Consider the following 17,285-nt stretch of genomic DNA (forward strand, 5'->3'; position numbering starts at 1 on the left):
CCCACACGGCCAGGAGCATGGTGATGCGGGCGAGCAGTTCGGGGGTGAGGGTGGCGGTCATCTTCGCGGTGCCGTCGGCGCGTTGCCGGTTGACCGAGAGGTTGCGGCGTCGTTTGCGGTCGGTGTCGTCGGTGAGGGTGCCGTCGGGGTCGAGGTGGGCCAGCAGTCGGGCGCCGAGGTTGGTGATGTCGGCGGGGGTGTGGTCGACGGCGATCTCGGTCATCTGTCGTTCGGCGGCGACCTTGACGTCGTGGTCGACGGCGTGCGGGATCTGGTCCAACACGTCCATCACGGCGTGCACGTGAGCTGAACCGACTTGGCCTTTGGCGAACGCCTCGGCCAGGGTCGGGTGCGTGGGTTCGAGGGGTTCACCGGTGGTGAGGTCGGGAAAGGTTGCGGTGGCCCGGGTTTGCTTGAGTCGTTTGCCGGGGTAGGCGATGCGGAGCCGGTGTTTCATGTAGTCGATGACGCTGCGGTAGCCGGACTTGCGTGGCAGGTCGCGCTGGTCGGCTTCGACGATCTGCTGGTTACCGGTGTAGGTGAGTCGGGTGATGGCCCGTTCGATGCGCATGCCGGCGTCGTCGACCTCGGCATCGGAGAGTTGGGTGAAGCCGGTGTTCTGCAGCTTGTCGACGATCGTGTCGAGTTCATCGAGCAAATCGGGCATCTCGGCAGGGGAGGGCTCGTCGACGACATCAGTAGATGCGATGTCGGTCATGACGGTCACCCCCTGAATCCGTGGTTCGAATACATGTTCGACTGTACACGCAATTATTCTGCCGTGCAGAAGAATTCGGTGCTGGATGGCGGCACGAGAATTGTCGGGGGTGTGGTGTAAAGGGCCTCCGGTCGTTGGTTGGCACCCCGGGTGTCTCGAATGCCGGTGGTTGTATCGGCGAAAGCCATTCACACCACAGTCGATTTCGCGGATACTGCTGCAATGTTGCTGCCCCAGCGAATCCTCACTCGCCGGTCCCGCGTCGGCACATTGGTGATCGCGGTCCTTGCACTCTCGGCGCTGCTGGTCGGCACCCCGGGTGCCGCAGACGCGGCACCGGACAGCTGGCGGTACACGATGGTGGGGTTCTCCAACACCAGTGCCCAGCACATGGACGTTTACCAGTCCTCGGACGCGACCCAGTTCCAGCCGATCCGCATGTCGGCCTACCAGCCGCCGTCGGGTCTGGTGCGTGACCCGAGTATCTTCCGGAGTTCGGACGGGTGGTACTACGTCACCTACACCACCGGTTCGACATCGATCGGATTCGCGCGCAGTCGTGACCGCGTGAACTGGACCTTCATGCACAACTACCCGGTGCCGTTGTGCTGTGCCTTCCTGCCCGGCACGGGTGACGGCACCGGGTCGTCGGCGGGCTCGCTGAGTTTCGGATCGGCGGGCTCCAGTGACGGACCGTCGTTGTCGCCGTTCACCACCAAGGCGTGGGCGCCGGAGTGGTTCGTCGAAGGTGGCCGGGTCAACGTGATCCTGTCGATGTCGACGGGTGGCGGATTCGTTCCGTATCTGATGACCGCGCTCGAGCCGGGACTTCGGTTGTGGAGTCCGCCGGTTCCGATCCTCGGCCTCGGGGCGGACCGTATCGACACCGCTGTCGTGAAGGTCGGGGCGACGTATCACGCGTTCACCAAGAACGAGACCAAGAAGGTCATCGAACACGCGGTATCCGGGTCGCTGGTGGGGCCGTACCGATTCGTCGCTCCGGGTCCGTGGGGTCGCCTGGTCGAGGGGTCTGCCGTGGTCCAGCTGCCGAACGGCAACTGGCGGCTCTATGTCGACGCCTATCGGGACCGCCGGTACTTCTACTCCGACAGTGGCGACGGGCTGCGGACCTGGACGCCGTTGAAGGAACTCCCCGGACTCTCGGGATCTGTTCGTCACTTCGGCGTGGTCCGAGAACCGGTCTAACCCTGCCCGAGCAGGTTCACGGCGTTCGCGCCGACGAGGCTGAGGATCACTATCGACAGCATGGCCTGCACGGCCATCGCCGGCTTCATCCAGCGCGCGAGCGGCATGACGTCCGTCGGGCTGAACGCGGTTGCGTTCGTCCGCGCCAGACAGAGGTAGTCGACGAAGACCGGTCGCCAGCCGCGCGTTGACCGCCCTCGAGGACGAGGATTCGGCGACATTGAGCGACATGTCAGATCGTATGCGCCACGCGCTGTTGCGGGTCAGTGCCAGGAGTGCGCGAACCGTCGCGTTCCCCGTCCACGCGACACGATCCTCGGAAACCGTTGACTGAACCGACCCTGCCGGTACTGTGTTGGATATCACATAGGCTGTGGAGGGAGCGCCATGATAACGGCCGAAATGAGAGAACTGCACCGTAGTATCACCACGCTGCGGCATCACATCGTCGGACTGAGGGCGCACTACGGCGATACCGACGCGGTTCGCCGGATGGCCAACGACCTCGACCGCCTTGAGATCGACCTGCACGACTTCGAACACAGCCCGCCCAAGCCGGTCAAGGTGAAGGCCAAGGAGCAGGTCATCTACGTTCCCGACAGCAAATCTGACGAGTCCGCGTGGCTCGGCGCTCAAGACGAAGGGCTCGGCTTCCACTCGCGCGAGCGCACGAAGTGAGCGCCCCCGCGGCTGAGCGGGAGTCACTCGGGGTCTTCTCCCCGAGACGGGCGCGCCTGACGGTGCGAACCCTACGGACCGACCGATGGTGGTTGTCGCCGTTGCTGACGGTCGTGGGCCTCGCGGCTTTCGTCGTCTACGCGACCGTGCGGTCGTTTGTCCGGAGCGCCTACTACGTCGCGGATTATCACTACCTGACGCCGTTCTACTCGCCGTGTCTGAGCGAGTCGTGCGTCCCTGGGTCGAGCCATTTCGGCACGCCCTTCCCCGAGTTGCCGATGTGGATACCGCTGGCGTTCCTGTCGCTGCCGTTCCTGCTCGGATTCCGGTTGACCTGCTACTACTACCGCAAGGCCTACTACCGGTCGGTCTGGCTGTCGCCGCCCGCGTGTGCGGTCGCCGAACCCCATACCAAGTACACCGGGGAGACACGGCTTCCGCTGATCATCCAGAACTCGCACCGGTACTTCTTCTATGTGGCCGTCGTCATCTCGGTGATCAACACCTACGACGCCATCGTCGCATTCCACGGCAAGGGCGGTGGTTTCGGCTTCGGGTTGGGCAATGTGATCCTCGTGGTCAACGTGCTGTTGCTCTGGATCTACACGGTGTCGTGTCATTCGTGCCGTCACGTGACCGGCGGTCGGCTCAAGCACTTCTCGAAACATCCGGTGAGGTACTGGATCTGGACGCGGGTCTCCAGACTGAACACCCGGCACATGCAGTTCGCCTGGATCACGCTCGGAACGTTGATGCTCACCGATTTCTACATCATGTTGGTGGCCAGCGACACCATCTCGGATCTGAGGTTCGTGGGTTGATCGATTGAGTCGCAACCACTGTTGTGCAACCGTTTTCAAAGTTGGGAGTCGCGCTAGATGACCGAACCGGAACGCTACCAGTACGACGTCGTTGTGATCGGTGCGGGTGGTGCCGGTCTGCGGGCGGTCATCGAGGCCCGGGAAAAGGGCTATTCCGTGGCCGTGGTGTGCAAGTCGCTGTTCGGCAAGGCACACACCGTGATGGCCGAGGGTGGTTGTGCGGCGTCGATGGGTAACGCGAACGCGAAGGACAACTGGGCGACCCACTTCCAGGACACGATGCGCGGCGGGAAGTTCCTGAACAACTGGCGGATGGCCGAACTCCACGCCAAGGAAGCACCCGATCGTGTATGGGAGCTGGAAACCTATGGGGCGCTGTTCGACAGGACCGCCGATGGTCGAATCGCCCAGCGCAACTTCGGCGGTCACACCTACCCGCGGCTGGCGCATGTCGGTGACCGGACCGGACTGGAACTCATCCGGACGATGCAGCAGAAGATCGTGTCTCTGCAGCAGGAGGACTTCGCGGCGACCGGCGACTACGAGTCACGGATCAAGGTCTTCGCCGAGTGCACCATCACCGAGCTGCTCAAGGACGGCGACGCCATCGCCGGCGCGTTCGGTTACTGGCGGGAGTCCGGGCGGTTCATCGTGTTCGAGGCGCCTGCCGTGGTGGTCGCGACCGGCGGGATCGGCAAATCCTTCAAGGTGACGTCGAATTCCTGGGAGTACACCGGCGACGGCCACGCTCTCGCCCTGCGCGCCGGCGCGAGCCTGATCAACATGGAATTCGTCCAGTTCCATCCGACCGGGATGGTGTGGCCGCCCAGCGTGAAGGGCATCCTGGTGACCGAGGGCGTCCGCGGTGACGGCGGAGTCCTGAAGAACACCGACGGCAAGCGGTTCATGTTCGACTACATCCCGCCGGTGTTCAAGGGGCAGTATGCCGAGACCGAGGATGAAGCCGACGAGTGGCTGGCCGACAACGACTCTGCCCGCCGCACGCCCGATCTGCTTCCACGTGACGAGGTCGCTCGGGCGATCAACGAGGAGGTCAAGGCCGGTCGCGGAACCGAACACGGTGGCGTCTACCTCGACATCGCCTCCCGGATGCCGGCCGAGGAGATCATCCGCAGACTCCCGTCGATGCATCACCAGTTCAAAGAGCTCGCCGACGTGGACATCACCGCCGAACCGATGGAGGTGGGCCCCACCTGCCACTACGTGATGGGTGGGATCGAGGTCGATCCGGACACCGGCGCCTCCCGGGTACCGGGTCTGTTCGCTGCCGGCGAGTGCTCTGGGGGGATGCACGGATCGAATCGGTTGGGCGGTAACTCGTTGTCGGACCTGCTGGTCTTCGGTCGACGCGCCGGGCTCGGCGCGGCGTCGTATGTCGAGTCACTGGGCAACCGGCCCGGAATCGCCCAGGACGACATCGACCGCGCGGCGAGATACGCGCTCTCGCCGTTCGATCCGCCGGCCGACGGCAAACCGGAAAACCCCTACACGCTGCACATGGATTTGCAGCAGGCGATGAACGATCTCGTGGGCATCATCCGTAAGGAAGACGAGATGCAGGAAGCGCTGCGAGTTCTGGCCGACCTTCGAAACCGGCTCGGCGACATGCAGGTCGAAGGTCACCGGCAGTTCAACCCGGGCTGGCATCTGGCGATCGATCTCCGGAACATGTTGCTGGTCAGCGAGTGTGTGGCAAAAGCGGCCCTCATGCGTACCGAGAGTCGCGGCGGACACACGCGCGACGACCACCCGTCGATGGACTCGGACTGGCGCAACACACTGCTGGTGTGCACCGCGGACATCGGCGACGGCTCCCCGGTGCCGGAGGTCGAGGTCGTCAAGAAAGAACAAGAGCCGATGCGGCCCGATCTGTTGGAGCTCTTCGAGTTCGAAGAGATCGAGAAGTACTACACCGCCGCCGAGATCGCCGGTCACCCCGGCGCCGGAGGCGAGCGAGCCGAGGGACAGTCGGAGGACTGACATGGGATACGACGCGAAGTTCCGGGTGTGGCGAGGTGACACCGAAAGCGGTGGGCTGCAGGACTACACGGTCCTGGCCAACGACGGCGAGGTGGTGCTCGACATCATCCACCGCCTGCAGGCAACCCAGGCCCCCGACCTGGCCGTGCGATGGAACTGCAAAGCCGGCAAGTGCGGCTCGTGTTCGGCGGAGGTCAACGGTCGCCCCAAACTGCTGTGCATGACCCGGATGTCCACGTTCACCGAGGACGAGGTCATCACGGTGACCCCGTTGCGGACGTTCCCGGTGATCCGCGACCTGGTCACCGACGTCTCGTTCAACTACGAGAAGGCCCGCGAGATCCAGGCCTTCACCCCGCCACCGGGTCTGGGACCGGGGGAGTACCGCATGAAGCAGGTCGACGTACAGCGATCCCAGGAGTTCCGAAAGTGCATCGAGTGCTTCCTGTGCCAGAACGTCTGTCATGTGGTGCGCGATCACGAGGAGAACAAACAGGCCTTCGCCGGGCCGCGCTATCTCATGCGCATCGCTGAGCTCGACATGCACCCGCTCGACGTCGCCGAACGGCGCGAGACCGCACAGAACGAGCACGGCCTAGGCTTCTGCAACATCACCAAGTGCTGCACCGAAGTGTGCCCCGAGAACATCAAGATCACCGACAATGCGCTGATCCCGATGAAGGAACGAGTGGCCGACCGGAAGTACGACCCACTGGTGTGGTTGGGGAACAAACTGTTTCGGCGATAGCCAGAACTGATCGAGCTGAGTGGCACGGGTGGACCCGCGCCGACCGACGGGGGATCCGTGAGCTCGGTGGCGCCGTTGTGTCCCTGGCTGCTGTCGGCAGAAGCCTTCACCACAGGTGGGAGGGGCTGACGTCGAAGTCGGCCGCGACCGCACGATCGCGGTACTGCTCGCGAAGCCACACCGCTGCTTCGGCATCACCACGGTCATCGGCGAGAAGTGCGCGCAGGCGTAGAGCAGACAAGGTGTTCAGCACGAAGCCGTCGTCGACGGGCATCGCCGCCAGGCGAGTGGTGGCCTCCTCGGCTTCCGACCGATCTCCGGTGTGGCCGCGGGACAACAACGCTTCGACCAGGACGGTGGTGGCAACTCCCCGGGAGAGGACCTCGCCTGCCGCCTCCATGACCGCGATCGATCTCCTCGCCAGTTCGATCGCACCGTCGAGATCGCCATGCTTGTCGCGATGGCGAGCGATCGCGGGATTGAGCAGAGCCGTCGCGTTGATCGCATATCCACGGCGGGATGCCGTGGCCTGTGCTTGTCGCAGCAGGCCGATTCCGTCCTCGTAGTCAACAGTCTCACCGGCATCGTGTTGGTAAACCAGAACCAGGCCCCGAGTAAGACGAGCGAATGTGAGGAGATACTCGTCTCCGATCTGTTCGGCGATCGAGAGCGCCTCGCTCGTCTCGTCGAGCGAGGTCGGGTCGACAGAACGGGCGCCCTGGGGGATCGAGAGAATGTACTTGTACAGTAGGGCGTTGACGAGTTCGCTTGCGTGAAGGCTCCGAGCCAGGGCCACCGCAATGTCGGCGTCACGGCGCCAGCCGGGCACGCCCAGACACATTCGGTACAGTCCCCGCCGCCGCGTGGCCGTGGCCAGTGGAGACTCGAAGACGACGCTGCCGCGGGTGAGATCGCCGCCGATGAGATCGATGACCGCCTGTGCCAATCGCAGTGCCTCCCGTAGCTCGCCCACCTCGGACTTGGCGTGGCCCACGGTCAGCAGCAGTCCGCCCGTGACGGTCGGGTCATCGAGCGACTCGATCAGCGAAAGGAGTTCGGAGCACAGTGCCTGTGCTTCTCGGTGGCGGTGTTGCCCGGTCAGCGCCATGATCATTCCGCCGATGCCGACTGCCAGGGATCGTCGGTCGCCGGACTCGTCACACAGCTGCCGCAGACGCCCGAACCGCGCGTCGGTGAGGTTGCCGCCCACGGTCCAGACCTCCGCGCAGAGCCGGGTGAGCACCTCGATCTGCAACCTCACGCGCTCCGTGTCATGAACTGGCAGTTGCTCGGTGATCTCGCGGGCCCGCTGCCAGCTCGTCCATGCCGCGGAGCGGTCATGGCGCGCGAGCCAGTCACCGGCCCGCATCTGCCAGGCGTAGGCGGACCGGAGGTCGCCGGCACTCCGATAGTGGCTCGCGATCAATCCGGCGTGCTGTTCGACGTGGGCAGGACTGTTCTCCTCGATGGCGACCGCAACTCGTCGGTGTCGTTCGCGTCGGGTCGCTTTCAGCTGTGATTCGTACGCCACGGTGCGTATGAGTGGATGCCGAAATGCGAACTCCGCGGCGGATGTGTTCGGTGGGCGCTCGAGCAGTTCGGCGGCGAGGAGTTCATCGATCGCTTCGGCGAGGTTCACGACCTCTTGCGATACGGCTACGAGAAGCTCTGCCCGGAATCCGGTTCCGATGACAGCTGCGCTGTACAGAACGGCTTTCGTCGGACTTCGCAGCCGATCTATTCGAGCTGCGATGGCGGCGTAGAGCGTCGGAGGCACGGCGATGTCCGTGAGTCTGTGACTGGATCGGTAACGCCCGCGTTGCCCGCTGAGAACTTCCCGCTCGACCAGGTCGTGAACGATCTCGGAAGCGAAGAACGGGTTGCCTCCCGATGCTTCGACGATCTGCTCAGAGATTCGGCGAACCGACGGATCGCTGCCGAGAACATCGGCGAGCAGGGCCTCCGTCTGACTTTCGTCGAGGGGCGGCAACACCAGCGATTGCGCGGCGGGGATGCCGACGAGACGTCCACGGTAGTCGGGCCGGTGAGTGATCACCACGAGCGATCGGGCATCGCGCAGGTCGTCGATGAGCTCCGCGATCGTGGACTGACTCTCGTCATCCATCCAGTGCACGTCTTCGATAACGACGAGTGCTGACGTGACGTCGGCCCGCACGCCGCGGCCGATCAACGATCGAACCCGGCGTCGTCGCGCCTCGGCAGAGATCTGGGGCAGATCGATCGATGGTTCGGCGACGCCGAGCAGGTCCTCGAGAAGAAGTAGATCCTCAGGGTCGTCGTGTACGAACCTCGACCGCAGAACCGCTCGCACGTCACCGGGTTCGCGGGAATCGGCACCGAAGAGTGTCCGCAGCCACCGGCTGAGCGCGGAGTAGGGCAGGTTGCGGGTGTGGGACTCGCAGGAGGTGGTGTGGACGGGGATCGCGCGGCGAGAGGCCATGTGTGCGAGCTCGGCAGCGATCCTCGTCTTCCCGATCCCGGCCGGCCCCACTATCCGCGCGACCCCGCCGCGCGCACTCACCGCGTGGTCGAGAAGGGAATCGAGTTGTGCTAGTTCAGTCGACCTGCCCACCAGGAGTGTTTCCGACACGCCACGATGCAGCGCTGCCCCGGGCTTGAGGTCTTCGAGAGTGCGGACCTCGACCAGCGTGTTGCGACCCTTGATGGGGACGAGCTGGACTGGACCCAACTCCGCTACGTGTTCGACGAGTCGAGCGGTGCTGGAACTCAACAGTATGCCGTCGGTGGGCGCGGCCGATTCCATCCGTTGGGCCAAGCCGACGTGTTCGCCGAAAGTGGTGTAACCTATTGCGCTGGAAGCGATCTCTCCGGCAACGACTCGGCCTGAGTTGAGCCCGATCCGGATCTGTAGATCGACGCCGTCTCGGTTGAGGGCATCGTCGGCGAGCATCCGCGCCCGTTCGCGAATGCGCAGAGCAGCGAGGCAGGCGCGAACCGCATGGTCCTCAAGAGCATTCGGTATGCCGAACACAGCCATCAGACCGTCACCGGTGAACTGATTCAGGAGCCCGTCGTAGCTGCTGATGGTTTCGGCCGAGCGGCTGATCAGCTCCGACATCAGCTCGGCCAGGCGCTCTGCACCGACCTTTTCGGCGATTGTCATCGACCCCACCACATCTGCGAACAGGACCGTAACCTGTTTGTACTCGGCGGTGTCGAGGCCGGGGAGCCTCGTCCCGCATCCATCGCAGAAACGGGCGTCTTCGCGTAGTAGCAGTCCGCAAGCTCGGCACGTCGACTGTTTCATACGAGACTCCAGCGAGCGTCAGTGGCTGACTCGGATCACGATACTCGTGCTGACGGTGTTTGGGGACGTGCGACCAGGGCCAACGAGGTGGACCCCATCTTGAGCCTCAGCAGGCTGGCGAACGCGGGTGCGAAAGCGACACTGATGGACAACCTGGAGATCTGTGGCTCTCGAGCGAACCCTCGCCAGGGGCTCCCACAGATCGGAAAGCCGGCCACTGCTCGCCAAAGGCCGGCGCAGGTGTGATGGTTCTCTGGAAGTCGCGGGTACGCGCAGACGGGTGCCCGTTATCGCAGGTTGATGGTGCCCCCGGTGAGACTCGAACTCACACTGGACGGGTTTTGAATCCGTTGCCTCTGCCAATTGGGCTACGGGGGCCAGTGCTCGGGTTGCCCCGTGCAGGAGCCAACTCTAGATGATCGGCCGACCGGCCCGGTAACCGGTACTCTTCGGAGCAACTATGGCGTGGAGGAGGGGATGGTGACGGTGACCGACAGCGCGACGACAACAGCTGGTGAGACCACGAAGACACACCGGGTTCTGGTGGCCGAGGACGACTCGTTGATCCGCATGGATCTCATCGAGATGCTCCGTGAAGAGGGCTACGACGTCGTGGGCGAGGCCCCCAACGGGCAGGTCGCCGTCGAGCTCACCGAGTCGCTGAGGCCCGACCTGGTGATCATGGACATCAAGATGCCCATCCGCGACGGCATCGACGCGGCGACCGAGATCGCGGAGAAGCGGCTGGCGCCGGTGGTCATGCTCACCGCCTTCAGCCAGCGCGACTTCATCGAGAAGGTGCGGGACGCCGGTGCCATGGCCTACCTGGTCAAACCGTTCACCAAGGCCGACCTGGTGCCCGCCATCGAAGTCGCGGTCAGCCGCTATCACGAGCTCAAGCTGCTCGAGCGTGAGGTCGCGACGATGAACGAGCGGCTCGAGACCCGCAAGCTCGTCGAACGTGCCAAGGGTCTGCTCATGCAGAAACAGGGGCTGTCCGAACCCGAGGCGTTCAAATGGATTCAGCGCGCTGCGATGGACCGTCGGACCACGATGAAAGCCGTGGCCCAGGTGGTCGTGGAGACTCTCGGAGCGAACTGAGCCGCCCGAGGGTCGATTGACGCAATGCCTGTGCGCGCAAGCCAGTTTCACTGTCTTTACGCAAGGGCAACAAGATCGCGCTAGCTTTTCTCCAGCGAGGCGCGGTTCGATGCGTCGATGTCGATGCGCCGCCTTCGTGGGATACCTCCAATCGCAAGGAGAACACCGATGTCCTTTCGTTTCCTGACGAGCGGGGCAGTGGTCATGACGGCGGCGGCAGCGCTCGTCGTCGCAGGCTGCAGCAGCTCTGATTCCGGTTCCGACGAAGGCTCGGGAGGGTCGGCGAGCGCAGCTGTCGAGTCCACGCCCGCGCCTCCCGGACCGGGCCTCGCCCAGAAACTGGCCTGTAACCCGCCGAAGGCCACCCCGGGACCGGCGAGCACCGCGCCGCTGAAGATCGGCACGCTGCTCCCCGAGACCGGCTCCCTGGCCTTCCTGGGACCGCCCATGGTCGCCGGCGTCAACCTCGCCATCAAGGACATCAACGCCGCCGGCGGTGTGCTCGATCAGCCCGTTGCGCTGGTCACCGGCGACTCCGGCGACACCACCACCGACACGGCCAACGCCACTGTCGACCGCGAACTGTCCGCCGGTACCCAGGTGATCATCGGCGCGGCGTCGTCGTCGGTGTCGCTGAAGGTCATCGACAAGATCGCCAACGCGGGCGCCGTCATGTTCTCGCCGGCCAACACCTCCGATGAGTTCACCTGCTACCAGGACAAGGGCCAGTACTTCCGTACCGCTCCCGCGGATGTCCTGCAGGCACAGGCACTCTCGCAGACGATGGCCGAGGACGGCGTTCAGCGCGTGTCGGTCCTCGCGCTCAACGACCCGTACGGAACAGGGCTGGCCGACAACACCGTTCGTGACCTGGAGGCCGCCGGTGTGCCCGCCGACCAGATCCAGAAGATCATCTACGACCCGAACGCCCAGTCGTTCAACGCCGAGGTCGACCAGGTGAAGAACTTCAACCCGGATGGCATCGCGCTCATCGGGTTCGAGGAGAGCGCCAAGATCCTGACCCGTATGCACGAGGTCGGCATCGGGCCGAGCGACGGCAAGCTCGTCTACGGCGTCGACGGGAACATGGGCAACGCGCTGGGCCAATCGGTCGGTTCCGGTCTGCTCAAGGGCATGAAGGGCACCACCCCGCTCACGCAGACCAGCGGTGAGTTCCAGTCCGCCCTCAAGGAGCTCGATCCCGAGCTCATCGATTACAACTACTCGGGTGAGAGCTACGACGCCGCGGTGCTGAGTGCCCTCGCGGCGACAGCGGCCAAGTCGACCGACGGTCGCACCATCGCCGCCACCATCATCGGCGTCACCAACGGCGACGAGGACTGCGACTCGTACCAGGCCTGCCTGGATCTGCTGAAGAGCGGCAAGACGATCGCCTACGTCGGCAAGACCGGCAACCTGGCGTTCAACGCCGCCGGTGAGCCCAGCGTCGGCTCGTACGGTGTCCTCGAGTTCGACGGGGAGAACAAGCTGCTGACCCCGACCCGCAAGTACGTTTCGGTGGCCGCGCAGTAGCCACAACGGAACCAGGGACCCTCGGCTCGCGAGCCGAGGGTCCCTGCTACTTCTTCTTCTCCGAGCTGCCCGCCAGGGTGCCCAGATAGAGCTCGATGATCTTGGGGTCGTTCGCGAGGTTGTTGCCGGTGTCGGTGTAGGCGTTGCGGCCCTGGTCGAGAACGTAACCGCGGTCGCAGATCTGGAGGCAGCGGCGGGCGTTCTGCTCGACCATGATGATCGAGACGCCGGTGGCGTTGATCGCCTTGCAGCGGATGAACACCTCGTCCTGGAACATGGGGGACAGGCCGGCCGACGGCTCGTCGAGCAGCAGCACCGCCGGATCCATCATCAGCGCACGTCCCATCGCGACCATCTGTCGTTCGCCGCCGGACAGCGCGCCCGCCTTCACCTTTCGGCGTTCGGACAGCAGCGGGAACAGTTCCGAGACGAACTCGAACCGCTTGACGAAGGTCTTCGGACGCAGGTAGACGCCCATCTCGAGGTTTTCTTCGATCGACAACGCAGGGAACACGTTCTGCGTCTGCGGGACATACCCGACGCCCTTGTCGACGAGGACGTGGGCCTTGGCCGAGGTGATGTCGTCGCCCCGTAGGGTGACCGAGCCCTTTCGCACCGGGATCAGCCCGAACAGGGCCTTGAGCAGTGTCGACTTGCCGGCACCGTTGGGCCCGATGATGCCCACGATCTCGCCGTCGTCCAGGAAGAAGTTGCACTCCTCGAGGATGTTGATGCCCGGGAGGTAGCCGGCGGTGATGTCGTCGGCACGTAGCAGGGCATTCGTGGCGAGCCTGCGGTGTTCCTCCGGCGTGGCCGCGAGCTGTGCCGGCGTCAGCGACCCGGCGTCCGAACCGGTGCTCATCACTGCGCCTCCTTCTCGTCCGCGCCGGTGGGCGGCAATTCGGTGACCTCCGACAGGTCGCCGCCCACCTCCAGAGTGGCCTCGATGGCCGCCTCGACCTTCTCCGCGAGCACCGCGGTCGCGCCGACCGGTTGCCCTCGATCGTCGAACTCCAGCGCCTGATCGTGATGCCCCCCGAGATAGGCGTCGACGACAGCCTCGTTGTCGCCCAGGCGATCCGGCAGGGATTCGGCGATGATCTGTCCCTGGGCCATCACCACGACCCAGTCGCTGATGTCGCGGATGACGTCCATGTCGTGTTCGACGAACACCACTGTGACGCCCTCGTCCCGCAGCGACTTGATGTGTTCGAGCAGGCTCTGTGTCAGAGCCGGGTTCACACCCGCCATCGGCTCGTCGAGCATCACGATCTCCGGATCGGTCATCAGCGCGCGCGCCATCTCCAGCAGCTTGCGCTGCCCACCCGAGAGCGACCCGGCGAAGTCGCCCGCCTTGGCGTCGAGCTTGAACCGACGCAGCAGTTCATGGGCGCGCTCGGTGATCTCGGCCTCCTGCCTGCGCCACGTCCACGGTGCGAGGGCGGCGAGGAAGTGCTCGCCACGCTGTCCCGTCGCACCGAGTTTGACGTTGTCGAGCACCGACAGCTTCGACAGTGCCTTCGTCAGCTGGAAGGTGCGGACCATGCCCCGTCGGGCGACCTGGTGCGGAACCATCCGGCCGAGGGATTCGCCGTTGAGCGACCAGGTACCGGAATCAGGCTTGTCGAAACCGGTGATCAGGTTGAAGAAGGTGGTCTTGCCGGCGCCGTTGGGGCCGATGAGACCGGTGATGGCCCCGCGCTGCACCTCCAGGTGATCCACCTGGACCGCCTTGATGCCGCCGAAGGTGCGAGAGATGTTGTCCACCACGATGATCGGGTCGGGCTTGGCGGACCCGGGCTCGGGTGAGACGTCGGCGAACAGGCGTGCACGTTCGGGAGCGGACAGCGTCTCGAGGTCGCGGCGCGTCGCCCTGGTGTCGGCGATGCCGGGGTCTGTCCCGTCGGCCGTGACCCCGGCTGCCGGTCCGGTGGGCGTCGAGGGTTCGTCGTCGTGAGCCGTGTGGCGGCCGTCATCAGGCATCGAGTTGCACCTCCCTCTTGTTGCCGAGGAGTCCCTGTGGCCGGAACACCATCATCAGAATGATCGCCAGACCGAGCAGCACGTAGCGGATCGCGCCGACCTGCTGCGCCGACAGGTCGAGGAGGGGGTCGTCGCCGGCCGTCGCCTGGCGCAGCAGTGCGTCGGGGATGGCAAGGAGGAACCAGAAGAGCATCGCGCCGAGAACCGGTCCGAAGACGGTCGCCGCACCGCCGAGGATCAGTGCGCCGTACGCGAAGAAGGTCTGGGCGGTCGAGTAGAAGTCGGGGTTGATCGACTGTGTGGCAAGCGCGTTGAACACGCCTGCGAGGCCGCCGATGCAACCGCCGAGGATCAGCGCCTGCATCTTGAAGAAGTAGGCGTTCTTGCCGAGCGAACGAGCCGCGTCCTCGTCTTCGCGCACCGCCTTGAGTACACGCCCCCACGGGCTGCGCACGAGGAGGTAGACCATGAGGCAGAGGAGACCGACGACGATCCAGCCCACCACCATCGACCACAGGTCGCCACCGAGGAATTTGACCCCGAGGAACGAGTACTGCTTGCCGTTGTCGAATGGGCTGATCGTGAAGAAACCGCTCGCGTATCCGTAGATGCCGTTGGTGGAGTGGGTGAAATCGTCGGCCGACGTCGAACGGAACACCAGTCGCAGGATCTCCGACGCGGCGATCGTCACGATCGCCAGATAGTCCGCTCGCAGACGTAGCGTCGGGATGCCGAGGACCACCGCGAGCATGCCGGCGGCGGCGATTCCCACGATGGCGCCCAGCCACAGTGGCTGGTCGTAGTTGACGGCCATGATGCCCACGCCGTAGCCGCCGAGGAGCGCGAAGGCGATCTGGCCGAAGTTGAGCAGCCCGGCATAGCCGAAGTGCAGGTTGAGACCGATGGCCAGCAGAGCGTAGAAGATAGCCGACGGGCCGACGAGCTGCGCGAGCGCGATCTGTAGCGCGGAGATGATGTCCATGGGTCAGCCGATCCTCGCTCGCGATCCGAGAATGCCCTGGGGCCGGATGGTCAGGATGATGATCAGGATCAACAGGCCGCCGATGTATTTGAGGTCGGGACTGAGGATGTACGTCGACAGCTGGACGAGCAGTCCGACGATGAGGCAGCCGAGCAGCGCGCCGTAGGCGGTGCCGAGACCACCGAGGGTGATGCCCGCGAACATCAGCAGCAGGAGCTTGAAACCCATTTCCCACTGCACGCGGCCGCCGAGTTCGGAGAGCGCGAACATCACGCCGCCGAGCGTCGCCAGCCCGCCGGCGAGTGCCCACACGAACAGGATGACGCGGTCGACGTCGATGCCCGACGACTCGGCGAGATCCTTGTTGTCGGCGACGGCGCGCATCGCCTTGCCGATCCTGGTGCGCTGCAACAGCAGAGCCACGCCGAGCAGCACGACGATGCAGATGATGATGCAGGCGAGATTGACCGGTGTGATCGCGAACGGACCCGACCCGATCTGGGTCTGCGCCTGATAGTCGTCGAATGGTTCGGCCCGGTCGGAGAAAAAGATCAGGATCAGATACCGCAACACCAGGGCCAGACCGATCGACACGACGAGCATGGCGATCAGCCCGGTTCGTCGTCGTCGCAACGGTCTCCAGAGGCCGAGCTCGTTCAGGATGCCGATGCCGACGCCGACGATGACGGCGAGGATCGTCGCCGGTATCAGCTGCAGCCCGACCCTCACGTTGAACACCCACGCGACGACGGCTCCCAGTGTCACCAGCTCCCCGTGGGCGAAGTTGGTCAGGCCTGTCGTACCGAAGATCAGGCTGAGCCCGACGCCGGTGATGGCGATGATGAGGCCGAAGCGGATGCCGTCGATCGCCAGGCGCGTGAGTTCGGCGACCGCCGATACCTCGGTGCCGGTTCGGACCTCGCCGAACGAGAAGATGACCGGCCGGGCGGTTCCACCGCTGACATCGACCGGTAACTCGGACTTCTGGACCTCGACATCGTCTGGGAGAGAACCGGTGTCGACGACGATCGTGTACTTCCCGGGTGGGACCATGACCGACCAGGCGCCGGTCGCGGACGAGGTCGCCGTCCCGACGACGCTGCCGGCGGCGTCCTTGGCCTCGAGTTTCACACCCGCGACCTTCTCCGTGCCGTTCCGCAGGACGCCGAAGACCCGCACCTCGTCGGGAGCGGCATCGGCCGACGGGGTCCCGAACAGCCCGCACAGTACCGATGCCGCGATGAACAGCAGGATGGTCGATGCGGTGCGCCGGGTGGAAGTCCTGCGTGTCGGTCGTCGCCGGGACAGCGGGCGGGAGGACGGTGAACGGGTCTGGCAGGCGGGCTGACACTCGGGGCGATGCGTGTGAATCCGTTCGGTGTGGTCATCGGACACGAGTGGGGCCTGCCGGTCAGGCTCTGTCATCGAGGGTGGTACCTCCCTGTTGACCCGTGCGGGTTGGCATCGGTCGGCGCATGAGCCCGCCGGTGTTGCTGTGCGGCGGGTCACTTGGGGAACTTAGCCGCAGCATCGTCGCCGCGTGACGACAACGACGTTTCCCGGAAGTTACATCTGCGGCGCGACGCGATCGGTTCGATCGACGCAATGTCGTGTTGGCTCGACGGTCGGCGCCGTACGCTGGTCGGATGGTGCCGGTGACCATCACGCAGACGAAAGACGTCGAACTCGCGAGTGCATTGCTCGCACAGGCCTTCGCCGACGATCCGGTGACGGTGTGGATGGACCCCGACACGTCTCGGCACCGCGCGATGTTCCGTACGCTGCTGGTCCACAGTCACGGACGGGGTTCGACGCTCGATCTCGCGATGCGCGACGGGCAACCGGTCGGTGCGGCCGCCTGGGACCCTCCTGGGCACAAGATCTCGACGTGGGCTCAGATCGTGTCGTCGTGGGAGTTCTTCCGTACTCTCGGGCCGCGCGTCAACCGCGGGATCAAGCTCGAGACGGAGTTCGCGAAGTATCGTCCCAAAGAGCCCCACTGGTATCTGGGGCAGATCGGTGCCCCGGTCAAAGGTGCCGGCATCGGCACGGCGCTGCTGACGCACCGGCTCGAGCAGATCGACGGACCCGCGTATCTGGAATGCTCCAATGGCCTCAACGTGCCGCTGTACGAGCGGTTCGGCTTCCAGGTCACCGAGGAGTTCGAACTGCCGCTCGACGGCCCGAAGGTCTGGGCGATGTACCGCCCGATGTGACACTGGTCG

General features: G+C 64.8%; 15 protein-coding genes and 1 tRNA gene. 8 read left to right on the top strand and 8 right to left on the bottom strand.

Features of this window, described 5'->3' with window-relative positions:
• A partial coding sequence (locus tag GOAMI_RS14595; RefSeq protein ID WP_040004875.1) for a DUF222 domain-containing protein occupies positions 1-718 on the bottom strand: 718 nt, incomplete at its 3' end.
• 222 nt (positions 719-940) lie between these two features.
• Here GOAMI_RS14595 and GOAMI_RS14600 point away from each other — a divergent pair.
• Entirely contained in the window at positions 941-1,924 is a 984-nt protein-coding gene (locus tag GOAMI_RS14600) for a glycoside hydrolase family 43 protein (RefSeq protein ID WP_006437311.1), read from the top strand.
• Here GOAMI_RS14600 and GOAMI_RS14605 read toward each other — a convergent pair.
• Positions 1,921-2,145: a hypothetical protein gene (locus GOAMI_RS14605; protein ID WP_006437312.1), complete on the bottom strand. Its 225-nt coding sequence runs from the start codon at positions 2,143-2,145 to the stop codon at positions 1,921-1,923. The genes GOAMI_RS14600 and GOAMI_RS14605 overlap by 4 nt on opposite strands.
• Positions 2,146-2,311: 166 nt before the next feature.
• Between GOAMI_RS14605 and GOAMI_RS14610 the strand changes: the two genes are divergently transcribed.
• Genes GOAMI_RS14610 through GOAMI_RS14625 form a run of 4 tightly spaced genes read left to right on the top strand, consistent with a single transcriptional unit; the run spans position 2,312 to position 6,172 of the window.
• Positions 2,312-2,602 (top strand): Rv0250c family protein, encoded by a 291-nt coding sequence (locus tag GOAMI_RS14610; protein WP_006437313.1) that lies wholly within the window; start codon positions 2,312-2,314, stop codon positions 2,600-2,602.
• Positions 2,599-3,423 (top strand): succinate dehydrogenase subunit SdhC, encoded by an 825-nt coding sequence (sdhC, locus tag GOAMI_RS14615; RefSeq protein WP_006437314.1) that lies wholly within the window; start codon positions 2,599-2,601, stop codon positions 3,421-3,423. Before GOAMI_RS14610 ends, sdhC begins: the two co-directional genes overlap by 4 nt.
• Before the next feature lie 57 nt (positions 3,424-3,480).
• Entirely contained in the window at positions 3,481-5,424 is a 1,944-nt protein-coding gene (locus GOAMI_RS14620) for a fumarate reductase/succinate dehydrogenase flavoprotein subunit (protein ID WP_006437315.1), read from the top strand.
• Position 5,425: 1 nt separating this feature from the next.
• The gene (locus GOAMI_RS14625) at positions 5,426-6,172 is read left to right on the top strand and encodes a succinate dehydrogenase/fumarate reductase iron-sulfur subunit (RefSeq protein WP_006437316.1); all 747 of its coding nucleotides are present in this window, start codon (positions 5,426-5,428) and stop codon (positions 6,170-6,172) included.
• 106 nt (positions 6,173-6,278) lie between these two features.
• Here the strand turns inward: GOAMI_RS14625 and GOAMI_RS14630 are convergent, their stop codons facing one another.
• Together GOAMI_RS14630 and GOAMI_RS14635 are read right to left on the bottom strand one after the other, a co-directional pair.
• Positions 6,279-9,461, bottom strand: coding sequence for an ATP-binding protein (locus tag GOAMI_RS14630; protein ID WP_006437317.1), 3,183 nt, complete (start codon positions 9,459-9,461; stop codon positions 6,279-6,281).
• 301 nt (positions 9,462-9,762) lie between these two features.
• A tRNA-Leu gene (locus tag GOAMI_RS14635) sits at positions 9,763-9,839 on the bottom strand.
• Between the two features lie 99 nt (positions 9,840-9,938).
• Between GOAMI_RS14635 and GOAMI_RS14640 the strand changes: the two genes are divergently transcribed.
• Positions 9,939-10,562: an ANTAR domain-containing response regulator gene (locus tag GOAMI_RS14640; RefSeq protein WP_006437318.1), complete on the top strand. Its 624-nt coding sequence runs from the start codon at positions 9,939-9,941 to the stop codon at positions 10,560-10,562.
• A gap of 168 nt (positions 10,563-10,730) precedes the next feature.
• The gene (locus GOAMI_RS14645; protein ID WP_006437319.1) at positions 10,731-12,095 is read left to right on the top strand and encodes an ABC transporter substrate-binding protein; all 1,365 of its coding nucleotides are present in this window, start codon (positions 10,731-10,733) and stop codon (positions 12,093-12,095) included.
• 46 nt (positions 12,096-12,141) lie between these two features.
• Here GOAMI_RS14645 and GOAMI_RS14650 read toward each other — a convergent pair whose 3' ends face one another.
• Genes GOAMI_RS14650 through GOAMI_RS14665 form a run of 4 tightly spaced genes read right to left on the bottom strand, consistent with a single transcriptional unit; the run spans position 12,142 to position 16,485 of the window.
• Positions 12,142-12,957 carry an ABC transporter ATP-binding protein gene (locus GOAMI_RS14650; protein ID WP_006437320.1) on the bottom strand — a complete coding sequence of 272 codons (816 nt, stop codon included), beginning with the start codon at positions 12,955-12,957 and terminating at the stop codon, positions 12,142-12,144.
• On the bottom strand, positions 12,957-14,078 hold the full coding sequence (locus tag GOAMI_RS14655) for an ABC transporter ATP-binding protein (protein WP_006437321.1): 1,122 nt from the start codon (positions 14,076-14,078) through the stop codon (positions 12,957-12,959). Before GOAMI_RS14655 ends, GOAMI_RS14650 begins: the two co-directional genes overlap by 1 nt.
• Entirely contained in the window at positions 14,071-15,060 is a 990-nt protein-coding gene (locus tag GOAMI_RS14660; protein ID WP_006437322.1) for a branched-chain amino acid ABC transporter permease, read from the bottom strand. The genes GOAMI_RS14655 and GOAMI_RS14660 overlap by 8 nt, the downstream gene beginning before the upstream one ends.
• 3 nt (positions 15,061-15,063) lie before the next feature.
• Positions 15,064-16,485, bottom strand: coding sequence for a branched-chain amino acid ABC transporter permease (locus tag GOAMI_RS14665; protein WP_006437323.1), 1,422 nt, complete (start codon positions 16,483-16,485; stop codon positions 15,064-15,066).
• A 221-nt stretch (positions 16,486-16,706) separates the two neighbouring features.
• Between GOAMI_RS14665 and GOAMI_RS14670 the strand changes: the two genes are divergently transcribed.
• Entirely contained in the window at positions 16,707-17,276 is a 570-nt protein-coding gene (locus GOAMI_RS14670; protein ID WP_006437324.1) for a GNAT family N-acetyltransferase, read from the top strand.
• The last annotated feature ends 9 nt before the right edge of the window (positions 17,277-17,285 follow it).

Source organism: Gordonia amicalis NBRC 100051 = JCM 11271, from assembly GCF_000332995.1.
GTDB lineage: Bacteria > Actinomycetota > Actinomycetes > Mycobacteriales > Mycobacteriaceae > Gordonia > Gordonia amicalis.